Origin of the sequence: Nocardia sp. NPDC059228 (assembly GCF_042754245.1) — a bacterium.
Classification (GTDB): domain Bacteria; phylum Actinomycetota; class Actinomycetes; order Mycobacteriales; family Mycobacteriaceae; genus Nocardia.
Genome location: NZ_JBHZAL010000007.1, coordinates 42,120 through 57,155 on the forward strand (window position 1 = coordinate 42,120; position 15,036 = coordinate 57,155).

The window sequence follows — 15,036 nt, forward strand, 5'->3', positions numbered from 1 at the left end:
ACGGATTTGCCCGTCCGGCCCCGCCACGCGCCGGATGCGCGAGAATGATTCCGCCGGTACTCGACATTTCGGGCGCACCGTGTTGGGCGGGCGCACCCTCCGGCAGCGTGACGACCTTGAACCGAAGGGAGCGGCGAATGACCCGCACGGAAACCGGTGAATTCCAGGGAGCGGAAGGCCGCGTGTTCTGGCAGGCGTGGCTGCCCGACGGCGACCCCCGCGCCGTCGCCGTGATCGTGCACGGGTACGCCGAGCACTCCGGCCGGTACGCGCATGTCGCGCAGCGGCTCACCGAGTCCGGGGTCGCGGTCTACGCGCTCGACCACACCGGGCACGGCAAATCGGAGGGCCCGCGGGCGAATGTCGTCTCGCTGGATACCGCGGCCGACAATGTGCGCACCATGCTCACCACCGCCACCGGACGCCATCCCGGACTGCCGAGCTTCCTCATCGGCCACAGCATGGGCGGCCTCACCACCGCCTACCTGGCCACCCGCGACCAGCCGGAGGTGACCGGCGTCGTGCTGTCGGCCCCGGCCATCGATATCGAGGCGGGCAATGCGGTGCAGCGCCTGGCCGCGCCGCTGGTGTCGAAATACCTGCCGAATCTGCCGGTGGTGAAGCTGGATTCGACGCTGGTGAGCCGCGACCCCGAGGTGGTGCGCGCCTATGACGAGGATCCGCTGGTGCACCACGGCGGCGTCCCGGCCCGCACCGCCGGTGAGATGCTGCGCGCGGGCGAGTACGTCAAGTCCCACCTGGACCGCCTGACCGCCCCGCTGCTGGTCCAGCACGGCACCTCCGACGGCCTCGCCTCGCCCACCGGCAGCGACCTGCTGGAGCGGAGCGCGGCGTCGAAGGACAAGACGGTCATCCGCTACGACGGGCTCTACCACGAGATCTACAACGAGCCCGAACAGGACAAGGTGCTCACCGACCTGGTGAACTGGCTCGAGGCGCACCTGCCGCAGAACTGAGCCGGCGGCCGTAAACGGCCGGAATCCACTGCGCCACTCCGGATTCCGGCCGTTGGTCCGCTACCGGTAAGCCTTCAGGCAGGCGTCCTCGCCGTCCAGCACCCCGGTCCGGAAGGCCTCGAGCCGCACGAAGCCGCTGGGAACCACAGCGCCGTTGACGTCGGCGGCGGCCAGCCCGTCGAGCAACAGTCCGGAGATCGCCGCGTCGAGATCGGTTGCACGGCGGTGACCCGTCCGAACGCGGTCCCGTGCTCGTCCTGCGACGCGCCGGGTTCCCGGTCCCGGAAGGAGATGACCGCGGCCAGCACGCCGTTCAGCCCGTCGGTGGTGTTGAGGGTGAAGTGCCGCGAATTCCCTTCCGCCACCGAGCGCAGGAACACCCCCGCGAAGCAGTCGGCCTGCTGTTCGCGCACCACGCTCGAGGTGAAGAAGCCGTTCAGTTCGGCCTGCGCCTGGACGGAGTGCCCGTATTCGTGGGCCAGCACCATGACCACCGCCAGCTGCCCGAACTTCTTCACGAGTTCGGGCAGCAGGGTGCCGCGATCCCAGCCGATGGTCTGGTCGACGCTGCAGTAGGCGGCATTGACCTCCTGATAGGTGCTGCTGCGGCAGAAATCGACGGCCCGGGCGCGGGGCGCGGTGGCATCCCAGGAGATGAATCGGGTCACCGGGGTGAAGGTGCCCGGAAAGTTCTTGGCGTACTGCCCTTTCCAGTAGTCGGCGATATCGGAGATGGCGTTCAGGGCCAGCTTGTCGATGGCCCCGCCGTCCCCGTTCTCGGCCCGCAGATCCGCGTCCGGCACCCCGGTCCGGGGACCGCTGGGCCCGCTCGCCGAGGTCTGCCCGGTGAGTTCCCACGGATTGGTCGTCGCCGGAGCCGGAACATTTTGTGCGGCTGGTCCTTTGACGGCCGAACAACCGGTGAGGACCACCCCCGCCACCAAGAGCACGACGGCCAGCCCCAGCCGCACCCGCGACGTCCCCATCTCGCCTCCCGCTCACCACTCGGGACCTGCTCCGAGTATCCACCGACATATCGCACGAAGTCCCCGGTCTCGCAACTGCCGGTGGGAATCATCGGCCCGGTCACGGCGCGCCGCTCGCGACACGCATCCGGAAAATCAGCTGAGACGGCCGCCGCATTCATGGCACAGTCGAGCATCATGAGCGACTACCGCCGCCTGAACCGGGCCAACTGGGACGATCGCGCTCCGCTGCACGCCGGTTCCGGCGACTACGCCCTCGACAAATTCCGGACCGATCCGTCGTTCCTGAGCCACGTGGTCCGCTTCGACCTGCCGCGCCTCGGCGACATCCGCGGTCTGGACGCGGTGCACCTGCAATGCCACATCGGCACCGACACCCTCTCCCTCGCGCGGCTGGGCGCCACCATGACCGGCCTCGACTTCTCCCCCGCCTCCCTGGCCGAGGCTCGCAAGCTCGCCGAATCCAGCGCCACACCAATCGATTTCGTCGAGGCCGACGTCTACGACGCCGTAACCGTGCTCGGCGCTGCGCGATTCGATCTCGTGTACACCGGCATCGGGGCGCTGTGCTGGCTGCCCGACATCCGCCGGTGGGCCGAGACGGTGGCCGGGCTGCTGCGGCCGGGCGGGCGGCTGTTCATCCGCGACGACCATCCGGTCCGGATGGCCGTGGACGAGGCCCGCACCGACGCGCTCACCCTCGGCTACCCGTACTTCGAGACGCCGGAGCCCATGGTGTTCGACGACGGAACCACCTATGTGGACATCGATCTGGCGGTCGCGCACAGCACCACCCACGAGTGGAATCACGGCCTCGGCGAGATCGTGGAGGCCGTCCTGCAGGCCGACCTGACCCTCACCCAGCTCGTCGAGCACCACAGCGTGCCGTGGGAGGCCCTCCCCGGTCGCATGGTGTGCGGCGAGGACTCCGAATGGCGGCTCGCCGAACACCCCGAACGCCTGCCCCTCAGCTTCACCCTGCAGGCACGCAAACACTGACATCGAAAAATGTTCGTGCGCATCCGGTTCCGCCCCGGATACGATCCGGACGCCACATGGAGTAGATCAGCGGTAGATCACCCGGCTCTTAACCGGGAGGGCGCAGGTTCGAATCCTGCCTCCATGCCCACCCTGGCCTAGCTCAGCGGCAGAGCACCCGGCTTCGGACCGGGAGGGCGCGAGTTCGAATCTCGCGGCCAGGTCTGCTTGTCACCGATTCAGGAGTTCCCTTGTCCGATCAGGTCTTTCGCCATGGTCCGCAGCGGTATGCGACGGGGCAGCTGTCGCGCGCGCTGACCGCCATCGTGCGCGCCGGGGCGAACAAGGCCGAGCGGCGGCGAGCAGAGGCCAAGGCGCAACGCTGGCGCGAGGTGCTGGACGGACTGACGAGCGGCCGCGTCACGGTCGGCAGCCGCACCCCCGTCGCCGATCTGCCCGCCTGGGTGACCCTGGAGGTCGCACACGGCGGATTCACCACCGGCCGCGGCCTCGCCGAGGCCCCGCTCACCCGGGACGAGGCGGAACGAGTCGCCGACCTGCCCGCCGAGGTGCCCGGCGACAACCCCCGCGAACGACTCAACCTCTGGTACCTCGGCGACGCCGGCCAGGCCCAGCTCCTGGCAGCCCTGCGCAGCGGCCACTATCGCATCCAGCTCCCCGAGCATGCGGCGCTGCTCGTCGTAGCCCTGTTGCTGGACAAGGGTTTTCCCGAGCAGGCGCTCGACCTGGTCGCCGAACTCCGCCCGTACATGTCGCGTCTGCGCTTCACCCCCGCCTTCGACCTCGTGGCCCGCCCGTCCGGCGCGGCGGTGCGGGTGGCGACCGTCGGCGAGGCCGCCGACGCCCTGCGCGGCGTGCGCACCCCGGAACAACTGACCCTCATGCACGCCACCATCGAGGTCTGGACCCCGCTCTACGACCGTCTGGTCGCACTCTGGTGCGCCACCGTCGACGGCGACCTCCCGAGCCGCGACCGCACCGGCACCGTCATCGGCGGCCTTCCGGGCAGCGCCGTCCCGCCCCACTGGATGCACGAACGTGCCCGCTGGCTGGCCGATTTCGAGTCCGCCCGCACCACCCACGAGTTCCGCGGCCGCCACGCCCACCGCAAGAGCAACTTCACCCACCTCCACGAGGCGCTGCTGAGCATCCGCGACGAGGCCCGCGACAACGGCTCGATCGATGTGTCATCACGAACCACCGCCCGCATGTCGGCCGGGCCCGCACCGGCAACGAACCCGGCCAACCAGCAGTCGGCGGCCGCTCGATCGGTGAACTCGCAGTCAGCGAACCCGCACCCGGGCGCCGCGCAGTCGACCGACGCGGACACTCGGCCGGCACGTACGAGTCTGCTGAACCCGCACCAGGTTGATCGAGTTCGCCGGGCGCTGGCCAATACGCTCACCCGGCACGGGGAACCCGGTAGCGCCGCACGGGAGTCAGCGCGGGCGGAACAGGCGGCCGCTATTACCGCGCCGCTGTATACGGATTTCGCCGGCGTTCTCCTGACGCGCATCGAACGCTTCCCCGCGGACGGTGGCCTGCCCTCGCTGGACCCTGTCACCACGCCGGTCGGGGCGGACGACAGGGTCGCGATCGCCGACGGCACCACCATCCCACAGCATTTGCAGGACAAGGCGATTCGCGCATTGGAAGCGCCCGCCGAGGAGCTGGCCCAGCGCGGAATCATCGGTTCCGGCGAGGTGCTGGCGGCGGTGCTGCCACAGCTCACCTCCCGGCTGCTGGCCGCCGATATCGCTGATCCGGTGGCCGCGAGCCTGTACGAGCAGATGTACACGGCCTTCCGGCAGCGACGCAGCCTGCTGCTGCTCAACCTCCAGTATCAGGTGCGGTTCGACGAATTGCCCTGGGTCACAGCCCTGCACGCGCTGCGCACGGCGACCGGCACCGGAGAGCCGGACGACGCAACCCGCGCCGGGTCGTCCGATGGCCTCCGCTCCAGGAAGTCCCGGGAATCCCGCGACGGGAACTCCGGTGGTGGATCGGCGGCGGCGCGGCGGCTGCTGCGGCAGACGACGTTGCTGGCCATCGAGTCGTTTCCGGAGGCGGTGCTGCCGAACCCTCTGGTGCGCGAATTCCACACTCTCGCAGAGCAGGCCGGGCTGCGGGTGCCGCTGGTCGAGGAGGTGGCGGCGGACATCTTCATGGGCACGTTCACCGAGAAGTGGCGGGCAGCGGCGATCATTGCGAGCCGGACCCTGACAGGCACGCTGTACCAGCGGTATTACGACCTGCCGTCGGCCGACCACTGGCGCGCGGGTGCGCGGAGCGAAATCCGGTGGGGCAAGTCCACTGCCACCGATTTCACGGAGCTGTGTGCGCGGCGCGCCGTCGAGGCAGGTACCCGGCACGACTACGTCGCCCGCAATGGCGCGCTGCTGGAGCAGAGCCAGATCCTGACCACCCACAATCTGGCGGTCCTCGTCGACGCGCTGGATCTGGGCGAACAGCTGCGCGAGTCCGCGCCCGATCTGGCGAACCGCACCTTCGACTGGATCATCCGGCGCCTGAGTCAGCCCGCCCACGGTCATGCCGCCCTCATCCAGGTGAAGAACGCCGCCTACGCGTGGCGGCAGGCCGTATTCCTGCTCAGCTATTGCGATCTCGCCGGCCAGACCGGCCAGATCGACCGGCTGATCGACCAGCACGCTGTCCCGCGCCTGGAGCCGGCCGTCGCGGGATTGGCCCACATCGTGGCGGGCGGCCGGTTCGCACCGAACGGCCTCGAGCCGAACGGAGCCGGCCGCCGCCTGCTCGGCTGGGCGGTGGGACGCCACTGGTATTTCGGCTGACCGCCTTCGTTTCGGTTGACGGCACCGGAAGTCCGAGCGCTGGCCCCAAGCGAATCACTCCGCGACAGGGTGGGGCGCGGAACCGGTGCCCCACCCGTGGCGTCCAAGTGAGGAGACGCCGGACGATGGGAGGAGATCGATGGAACCGGAAGCCTTGCGGCGCAGGGCCCGATTGAGTCAGTCGGGCACCGAACATGAGCAGTCGCGGATCGCCGGGCGCGGACTCGACCCGGATTACATCCGGCAGCTGGAGCATTTTCCCCGGTTCTCGCACGCGCAGATCCACGCCCGCGTCCAGGCCATGAACCCCGGCGACATGCACGCGGCCGCCCAGATTTGGGTGAGCATCGCCGACAGCATGTTCGGCGCCCTGAGCACCCTGCACGCCACCGTCCAGACCACCCTCGCCGCCGCTATGTCCGGCCATCTCGCCGACGCCGCCGAGACCGCTGCCCGCCAATTCGTCCGCGACGCCACGGATGTCGCCGAAATCGCGCACAGCACCGGCCACCGAGTGATCGCTGCCGCCTACGGCGCCGAAGCCGTCCGGAAAACCGTGCCACCACCTGTACCCGACGTCCCCGCCGACACCAAAGACGAGCAGTACCACCTCGCACTGGCCGCCCTGGATGCCAACTACGTCCCGATCTACCCACCCGCCGGCACGGCCGTCCCCGCCTTCTTCGCGCTCAGATCTCCCGGCGATACCGCATCCGAAAACCTCGGCGGCACACCCGATTCCACCCAGGACACAGGCCGGCCCACCATCCCGCCCTCGGATGCCTGGAGCGGCCCGGGTGGCGGTCACGATCCCGGACCTCAGTCTCCCGGCACCACGGCCGCCGCAACCGATCCGGGCGATTCCCAACACCTTCCGGGCTCCGGGACAGAAGCCGATGCGCACGATCCCGCATACCGGAGTCCCGACCGCCGAACCTCCGGCGATCAGCCCTCGACCGCCCCTCATCGGACCGATCCCGAAACCGAACCCGCCGCCACCACCCCACCCACGTCCCCGTTCACCCCGACCCCCGGCGGCCACCCGGCCATCCCGCTCTCCCCCACCCCCGCTACCCCCGATCCGGGTCGCAGCTTCCCCGGCCCGCCCAGCCCCGAACCCCTCACCCAGCCCAGACAACCCAACTCCCCCAACCTCGCCGCCCCACCCGGCTCGGCACCTTCCGGCATGTTCGCCCCCGGCGGCCGCCCCACCACCGACCCGGATTCATCCCATCGCACCCCACCCTGGCTGATCCGCGACCGCCAGGACGAACTCCTCGGAAGCCCCCTCCCCCACGTCCCACCCGCAATCGGTGCCGAATTCCCCGCAGCCCGAAACGATCTCGTGCAACCCGACATCGGCGACCCGAGCTGATCCCTCGGCCGAACAAGCGCCGCGAGCCGGCGATGGAGGTCTCCGCCGCTGCCTCGCGCGGCACACCTGCGGCCTCGAACAGGTCCACCACCGCGACCGCCCCGGCAGACAAGAGACCTCACCACCGCACTGTCGATGTGCGCCTACTGACGGCGACCGGCTGCAACGTCGCGAACAGGCAGGGCGTGAGGAGGATTCGTGCTGCCGGCGCGGCTCCTACTCTCCGCCGAAGACGCGTTCCACGACCGTTTTGGCGCGACGGGTGACGCGCATGTAGTGGTCGAGGAATTCGCTGCCGTCGTCGTTGGGCCAGCCGGCGACTCGGGCCACGGCGGAGAGCAGGGTGCCGGGGCCGGGGAGTTGGTCGGCCGGTTTGCCGCGGACCAGGACGAGGGCATTGCGGGCCTTGGTGGCGGTGAGCCAGGCGTCGCGGAGGAGGGCGGCGTCGGCGGTGTCGATCAGCTCGGCGCGTTCGATGGCGTCGAGGGATTCGAGGGTGGAGGTGTTGTGGAGTTCGGGGTCCTCGTGGGCGTGCAGGAGCTGCAGGAGCTGGACGGTCCATTCGATGTCGGCGAGGCCGCCGCGGCCCAGTTTGGTGTGGGTGGCGGGGTTGGCGCCGCGCGGCAGGCGTTCGGAATCGACGCGAGCCTTGATGCGGCGGATCTCGCGCACGCCCTCGGGGGACATGCCGCCCTCCGGATAGCGGATCGGATCCATGGTGCGCAGGAACCGGATTCCGAGTTCGCGGTCGCCGGCGACCTGGTGGGCGCGCAGCAGAGCCTGCACCTCCCAGGGCTGCGCCCACTGCGTGTAATAGGCGGAGTAGGCGGCGAGCGTGCGGACCAGCGCACCGTTACGGCCCTCGGGCCGCAACCCGGCATCGACCTGGAGCGGCGGGTCGGTGCTCGGCGCGCCGAGCAGTCGCTGCACCTGTTCGGCGACGCTGATCGCCCATTTCACCGCGACGGTCTCGTCCTCGCCGGGCCGCGGATCGCACACGAACAGCACGTCGGCGTCGGAGCCGTAGCCGAGTTCCATCCCGCCCAGCCGGCCCATGCCGATGACGGCGAAGTCGGCGGGCGCGCGCCTGCCGAGTTCGGCCTCACTGGCCCGGATCACGGCCTGCAGCGCCGCCTCCAGGGTGGCGATCCACACCGAGGACAGCGCCTCGCACACCTGCGGGACCTCGAGCATGCCCAGCACATCCGCCGAGGCCACGCGGGCCAGCTCGTGCCGGCGCAGCGAGCGCGCGGTCGCGACCGCGCGCCTCGGGTCGTCGTAACGACGTGCGCCGGAAAGGATTCCGCGCGCCACATCCGAGGGCTTGGTGGCGAGCAGCAGCGGCCCGTCCGGCCCGTCGGCGTACATGCGAATGGTCTCGGGCGCATTGATCAGCAGATCCGGCAGGTACGCCGAGGACCCGAGCACGATCATCAGCCGCTGCGCGATGGCTCCCTCGTCGCGCAGTTCGCGCAGGAACCAGATCTCGTTGTCGAGCCCTTCCGACACCCGCCGATAGGCCAGCAGGCCCGCGTCGGGATTCGGTGTCTCACCGAGCCATTCGAGCAGGGTCGGCAGCAGCAGCGCCTGGATCCGTCCCTTGCGCCCGACCTCCCCGGTCAGCGCCTTCAGATGCCCGAGCGCGTTCTCCGGCGCCACATAGCCCAGCGCGGCCAGCTGCCGCACCGCCGCCTCGGGGCTGAGTCGCAGACTGGCGGCGTCCAGGCGCGCAACCGATTCCAGCAGCGGCCGGTAGAACAGTTTGGCGTGCAGCCGCCGCACCCGCACCGCATTGCGTTTGATCTCGCTGGTGAGCACCCCGACCGCGTCCTGCCGCCCGTCGGGCCGCATGTGCGCGGCGCGGGCCAGCCAGCGGATACCCTCCTCGTCCTCGGGGGCGGGCAGGGTGTGGGTGCGCTTGAGTCGCTGCAGCTGCAGGCGGTGTTCGAGCAGCCGCAGGAATTCGTAGGAGGCGGTCAGGTTGGCGGCGTCGTCGCGGCCCACATAGCCGCCCGCGGCCAGCGCGGTCAGCGCCTCCACCGTGCCCTGCACGTGCAGCGATTCGTCGGCCTTGCCGTGCACCAATTGCAGTAGCTGGACAGCGAATTCGACGTCGCGCAGACTGCCGTGCCCCAGTTTCAGTTCGCGTTCGCGCAGGTCCGCGGGCACCAGGTCCTCGACGCGCCGCCGCATGGCCTGCACGTCCGCCACGAAGTCCGGCCGCTCGTTGGCCGCCCACACCATGGGCATCAGTGCGTCGCGGTAGGCGGCGCCGAGTGCGAGATCGCCGGTGGCGGGCCGCATCTTGAGCAGCGCCTGGAATTCCCAGGTGCGCGCCCAGCGCTTGTAGTAGGCGATGTGCGAGTCCAGGGTGCGCACCAGCGCGCCGGCCTTGCCCTCCGGCCGCAGCGCCGCGTCGATCTCGAAGAAGGCCGCGCTGCCCACGCTCATCATCTCGGCGGCGAGCCGGGTGGCGGTGGTGTCGGCCGGTTCGGCGACGAAGATGACGTCGACATCGGAGACGTAATTCAGTTCCCGCGCACCGCATTTGCCCATGGCGATGACGGCCAGCCGGACCGGCGTCTCCCGGTCGGGGCACACCCGGGCTATCGCCACCGACAGCGCCGCGGTGAGCGCCGCGTCGGCCAGATCGGTGAGGTGCCGGCCGACCTGCTGGTACGGCAGCACCGGTTCGTTCTCCACGGTGGCGGCCAGGTCGATGGCGGCCAGCAGCATGAGCTGATCGCGATATCGCTTGCGCAGCAAGGCGATCGCCTCCGGGCCGGCCACGCCGGCCCGGTGCATCATGGGGCCGGCGTTCTCCCCGGTCTCCGGGGTGGCGTGCACGGCGTCCAGCAGATCCGCGAGCAGCTCCGCCCGATCGGGCAGCGTCTTCCGCTTCAGCAGCTGCCAGGAGCCCGGATCCGCCACCAGGTGATCGGCGAAGGCGCTCGACGAGCCGATGAGGGCCAGCAGCCGCCCGCGCAGCGCGGTGTCCCGGCGCAGCTCGTAATCCACAGCGGCCCAGTCGCTCCCGAGCTGCTCGCGCAGCCGGATGAGCGTCAGCAGCGCCAGATCGGCGTCGGGGGACCGCGACAGCGCCCATAACAGTGGCACGCTGTCCACGTTGTCCCACGCCAACTCTCGCAGAGAGTCGGCGGCCGACGGCTCGAGCAGACCGAGCCGTCCGACACTGGGTACAGCGGAGCGAGCAGTCGGTGGCCGAACCATGCCCTTCAAATTACATGTCACGCTGATCGGACGTGCCGCCCATCCCTCTCAAACGGGACATCGTTGCCCGCTCGCAGCCGGTTCGACTCCTGAATGCACCCGCCCCGGTTCCGCAAATCCCGAGGGCACTCCACCCAGAGTTCGCGGCCCGCCTCGGCCTGGACTCACGGAGCGTGGGAGCGAAGCGGAGGAGCGGAGGAGGGAAGGCCGAGGTCACAGGGCCGCGAACCGCCCGGAGCGAAGCGGAGGGCAAAATGTCACAGCCCGAGGTATTCCTTCAGCTCGTAGGGCGTCACCTGGGCGCGGTAGCCCGCCCACTCGCGGCGCTTGTTACGCAGGAAGAAGTCGAAGACGTGCTCGCCCAGCGTCTCGGCGACCAGCTCGGACTTCTCCATGGCCTTGAGCGCCTCGTCCAGCGACGCCGGCAGTTCGCGGAAGCCCATGGCGCGACGCTCGGCGCTGGTCAGCGACCACACGTCGTCCTCGGCCTCCGGCGGCAGCGTGTAGCCCTTCTCGATGCCGCGCAGACCCGCGGCCAGCAGCACCGCGAAGGCCAGGTACGGGTTGCAGGCGCTGTCAGGGCTGCGGATCTCGACGCGACGAGAGGCCGACTTGTTCGGCGTGTACATCGGAACCCGCACCAGCGCAGAGCGATTCGACCGGCCCCAGGAGGCGGCCGTCGGCGCCTCGCCGCCGTGGATCAGGCGCTTGTAGGAGTTCACCCACTGGTTGGTGACCGCGGAGATCTCGTGCGCGTGCTCGAGAATGCCCGCGATGAACGCGCGCGCGGTCTCCGACAGGTTGTCCGGGTCGTCCGGGTCGGCGAAGGCGTTCTGCTCGCCTTCGAACAGCGACATGTGGGTGTGCATGGCCGAACCCGGGTGGTCGGCGAACGGCTTGGGCATGAAGCTGGCCCGCACGCCCTCGTCGATTGCCACTTCCTTGATCAGGTAGCGGAAGGTCATGACGTTGTCGGCCATGGACAGCGCGTCCGCGTAGCGCAGGTCGATCTCCTGCTGGCCCGGCGCGCCCTCGTGGTGGCTGAATTCCACGGAGATGCCCATGGATTCCAGCGAGTCGATGGCGTGGCGGCGGAAGTTCGGGGCCTCGTCGTGCACGGCCTGGTCGAAGAAGCCGCCATTGTCGGCCGGAACGGGCATCGTGCCGTCGTGCGGGCCCGGCTTGAGCAGGAAGAACTCGATCTCGGGGTGCACATAGCAGCTGAAGCCCAGGTCACCGGCCTTGTTCAGCTGGCGGCGCAGCACGTGCCGGGGATCGGCCCAGGACGGCGAACCGTCCGGCATGGCGATATCGCAGAACATGCGCGCCGAGTGCTGGTGTCCCTTCGACGTGGACCACGGCAGCACCTGGAAGGTGGACGGATCCGGCTTGGCCACCATGTCCGCCTCGGAGACCCGGGCAAACCCCTCGATGGCCGAACCGTCGAATCCGATGCCTTCCTCGAAAGCGCCCTCCAGCTCGGCGGGCGCGATCGCGACAGACTTGAGATACCCCAGGACATCGGTGAACCACAGTCGCACGAATCGGATATCCCGTTCTTCGAGCGTCCGGAGCACGAATTCCTTCTGACGGTCCATGACCGCGAGCGTAGGGTCCTGGAGTTAAATCCGTGTTACATGAACGTCAGGAGGCGCGGCGAGTCGTGCCCACTCAACACGTGAGGCCCGCCGCAGGCTCTTTCAGATCAACGAGATACGAAATCACCGGGTCGTCGACACACTGAACTCCGGAGAGCGACACGGTGTGTCGGGTGCCCTTGTAGGTGATCAGCGACGCGCCGAGCTGCTGCGCCAGGTTGACACCGGCCTGGTACGGGGTGGCCGGGTCCTCGGTCGTGGAGATCACCACGGTCTTCGGCAGTCCCTGGATCGAAAGCTTGTGCGGCGCGCTGGTATTCGGGACCGGCCAGATGGCGCACAGCTCCAGCGGCGCGGCGTTGCTGCCGTGGCCGTCGTCGAGGAAGGGTGCGACGCGGCGGTAGTCGGCGTCCTGCTTGGCTGCGATGGACCGGTCGGTAATGGCCGGGTCGTCGACACAGCGAATGGCATTGAACGCGTCGGAACTGTTGTCGTAGGTGCCGTCGTCGTGACGGCCGTCGTACATGTCGGCGAGGGCGAGCAGCGTGTCGCCGCTGCCCTGGGCCAGTTCACGCAGGCCCTTGGTGAGGGCGGGCCACAGGCGGTTGGAGTAGAGGGTCTGCTGCACACCGGTGATGGCGTCGCCGTAGTGCAGACCGCGCGGGTCCTGAGTGGGAACCGGCTTGTCCCACAGCGGATCCACCAGCGAGCGGAACTTCTTGGTGGCCTGTCCCGGGTCATCACCGAGCGGGCAGTTGGTCTTCTCCTTGGCCGCGCAGTCCACGGCGTAGGCGTCGAAGGCCTTCTGGAAGCTGGCGGCCTGCGCCACCGACTCCTTGACCGGATCCTGCTCGGGGTCCAGCGCGCCGTCGAGCACCAGCGCGCGCACGTGGTCGGGGAACTTCTCGGCGTAGGCGTAACCGAGGCGGGTGCCGTAGGAGTAGCCCAGGTAGGTCAGCTTCTGATCACCCAGCGCCGCCCGGATCACGTCCATGTCCTGCACGACCTCCCGGGTGCCGACGTGGGCCAGGAAGTCCTTGCCGGTGCGCTCGACGCACTTGCCGGCGAAGTCCTTGTTCTCGTTCTCCGCGGCCGCGATGCCCGCGGGCGAGTTGTCCTTGTTGGGCTCGGCGCGCTGGGCGTCGTCCTCGGCCGCGGTCATGCACTTGATGGCCGGCTGCGACGCGCCGATGCCACGCGGATCGAAGCCGATCCGGTCGAACCGTTCGGCCAACTGGGTGCTGTCACCGAGGGTGACCATGTTCAGTCCGGTCACGCCGGGACCGCCGGGGTTGAGCAGCAGCGAGCCGATCTTGTTGCCGGTGGCCCGGACCCGCGAGATCGCGATCTTGGCGGTCGCACCGTTGGGATCGGCGTAGTCGACCGGCACCGTGACCCGCGTGCACTCGGAGTTCTTGGGCATCTCGTCTTCGCTGTAATCGGCACAGCTGCCCCAGGTCAGGGTCTGGTTGTAGAAGGAATCCATCCCCACCGGTGTGCTCGCGGTGGGCTTGCCGTCCACCACGCTGGTGCACGCAGCCGCGGTCATCGCCAACGCCGTCACCAGGAGCACGACCCGGCCGGTTCGCATCAACGCCATCCCACGATCGTGCCATCCCGCCGAAATCACCCTCGCACCCCTCGTCCGGTCCATATATCTCTCCGTTTACATTCCGGCCGCACTGTTGTTCACGTTGCGGCCGTCACCGCTGTGTACATCGCGCTCGCCACCGCTGTGCGAAACGTCACGCATGGCACGGATTCGGCAACGGTAGAGGTTCGGAGCCGAGACCACCGAGTACGTGGGCGTTCACACGGTAAGTCCCCAGTCCGCTCTCAGAAACGGCATGCTTAATGGAAGGTGACCTGGGGGCTCTAGTGATGAGGGATGCCATGACCGTGCAACCACATTCGCCGAATCGGTCCGCCGCGGCCGGATCCGGTTCATCGCGTTCACGCACCATCCGGGCCGCGGCCGCCGCGGCAGTGGCGCTGGCCGCCACCCTGGGCCTGGTGGCCTGCGGGCCGTCGACGCTGCCGGGGAGCCCGATCGCACACTCGCCGGGTGGCGTCACCCAGAGCCAGCCGATCGACTTCACCACGCCCCCGGCCGATCTCGACGCCGCCGTGCAGGGCGTGGTGCCGGGCATCGTGGACGTGAACACCGAGCTGGGGCTGCAGAACGGTGAGGGCGCGGGCACCGGCATCGTGATCGGTTCGGACGGCTACGTGCTGACCAACAACCACGTGGTCGAGGGCGCGACAAGGATCTCGGTCACTGATCTGGGCAATGGCCGGACCTACGACGCCACCGTGGTCGGCTTCGACCGCAGTGAGGACATGGCGGTCATCAAACTGACTGGTGCGTCCGGTCTGCAGACCGCGCCGCTCGGCGACTCGGACAAGGTGGCGGTCGGCGACACGGTGGCCGGCGTCGGCAATGCGGGTGGACGCGGCACGCCCACCGCGGCCGCGGGCAAGGTGACCGCCCTGAACCGGGCCATCACCGCCAGCGACGACTCCACCGGCAGCTCCGAGCAGCTGACCGGGCTCATCCAGGTCGCCGCCAATATCGAACCCGGGGATTCGGGCGGCCCGCTGGTCGACGCGGCCGGACAGGTCATCGGCATGGACACCGCCGCCTCCAAGGGCTTCCGCTTCAGCATCGGCGGCGGCGAGGGCTTCGCGATCCCGATCAACAAGGCGCTGTCGGTGGCCAAGCAGATCGAGGCCGGCCAGGCCTCGGATCGCGTGCACATCGGCGACACCGCGTTCATCGGCGTCTCGGTCAGCTCGGTCTCCGGCGGCGCGCAGATCCGGGGCGTGGTCCAGGGCGGCCCGGCGGACCAGCTAGGTCTCGAGGCCCGCGACGTCATCACCGGCGTCGACGACCACGCGGTCACCTCGGCCAACGACCTCACCTCGACCATGGATCAGCACCACCCGGGCGACACCGTCACCCTGAAGTGGACCGACCAGACCGGCCAGTCCCGGTCGGCCCAGGTCCAATTGGGTAAGGGCCCGATCGGCTAGCGAGTAGCGGGAAAGAGGCGAGGG

At 69.4% G+C, this 15,036-nt stretch carries 9 protein-coding genes and 2 tRNA genes; 7 read left to right on the forward strand and 4 right to left on the reverse strand.

All coding sequences use genetic code 11. The features are described from left to right. The first annotated feature begins 137 nt into the window (after positions 1–137). Positions 138–977: an alpha/beta hydrolase gene (locus tag ACFXKA_RS14000; RefSeq protein WP_379427493.1), complete on the forward strand. Its 840-nt coding sequence runs from the start codon at positions 138–140 to the stop codon at positions 975–977. Between the two features lie 74 nt (positions 978–1,051). Here ACFXKA_RS14000 and ACFXKA_RS14005 read toward each other — a convergent pair whose 3' ends face one another. Then, on the reverse strand, positions 1,052–1,963 hold the full coding sequence (locus ACFXKA_RS14005; RefSeq protein ID WP_379427494.1) for a hypothetical protein: 912 nt from the start codon (positions 1,961–1,963) through the stop codon (positions 1,052–1,054). A 177-nt stretch (positions 1,964–2,140) separates the two neighbouring features. Here ACFXKA_RS14005 and ACFXKA_RS14010 point away from each other — a divergent pair, with 177 nt between their 5' ends. From ACFXKA_RS14010 to ACFXKA_RS14030, 5 genes are all read left to right on the forward strand, one after another. Next, positions 2,141–2,962 carry a class I SAM-dependent methyltransferase gene (locus ACFXKA_RS14010; protein WP_379427495.1) on the forward strand — a complete coding sequence of 274 codons (822 nt, stop codon included), beginning with the start codon at positions 2,141–2,143 and terminating at the stop codon, positions 2,960–2,962. A gap of 55 nt (positions 2,963–3,017) precedes the next feature. Further along, positions 3,018–3,092 (forward strand) — tRNA-Lys (locus ACFXKA_RS14015). Between the two features lies 1 nt (position 3,093). Next, positions 3,094–3,165 (forward strand) — tRNA-Arg (locus ACFXKA_RS14020). Positions 3,166–3,192: 27 nt separating this feature from the next. After that, on the forward strand, positions 3,193–5,775 hold the full coding sequence (locus ACFXKA_RS14025; protein WP_379427496.1) for a hypothetical protein: 2,583 nt from the start codon (positions 3,193–3,195) through the stop codon (positions 5,773–5,775). A 139-nt stretch (positions 5,776–5,914) separates the two neighbouring features. Continuing rightward, positions 5,915–7,150: a hypothetical protein gene (locus ACFXKA_RS14030; RefSeq protein ID WP_379427497.1), complete on the forward strand. Its 1,236-nt coding sequence runs from the start codon at positions 5,915–5,917 to the stop codon at positions 7,148–7,150. Positions 7,151–7,366: 216 nt separating this feature from the next. Here ACFXKA_RS14030 and ACFXKA_RS14035 read toward each other — a convergent pair whose 3' ends face one another. The 3 genes from ACFXKA_RS14035 to ACFXKA_RS14045 all read right to left on the reverse strand — a co-directional run bounded on the left by ACFXKA_RS14035 (position 7,367) and on the right by ACFXKA_RS14045 (position 13,579). Continuing rightward, positions 7,367–10,381, reverse strand: a complete 3,015-nt coding sequence (locus ACFXKA_RS14035; protein ID WP_379427498.1) for a bifunctional [glutamine synthetase] adenylyltransferase/[glutamine synthetase]-adenylyl-L-tyrosine phosphorylase — start codon at positions 10,379–10,381, stop codon at positions 7,367–7,369. A gap of 257 nt (positions 10,382–10,638) precedes the next feature. After that, positions 10,639–11,979: a glutamine synthetase family protein gene (locus tag ACFXKA_RS14040; RefSeq protein ID WP_354838380.1), complete on the reverse strand. Its 1,341-nt coding sequence runs from the start codon at positions 11,977–11,979 to the stop codon at positions 10,639–10,641. A 73-nt stretch (positions 11,980–12,052) separates the two neighbouring features. After that, entirely contained in the window at positions 12,053–13,579 is a 1,527-nt protein-coding gene (locus tag ACFXKA_RS14045; protein ID WP_379427499.1) for an alpha/beta hydrolase, read from the reverse strand. Positions 13,580–13,872: 293 nt separating this feature from the next. Between ACFXKA_RS14045 and ACFXKA_RS14050 the strand changes: the two genes are divergently transcribed. Beyond that, the gene (locus ACFXKA_RS14050; RefSeq protein ID WP_379427500.1) at positions 13,873–15,012 is read left to right on the forward strand and encodes a S1C family serine protease; all 1,140 of its coding nucleotides are present in this window, start codon (positions 13,873–13,875) and stop codon (positions 15,010–15,012) included. Positions 15,013–15,036 lie beyond the last annotated feature (24 nt).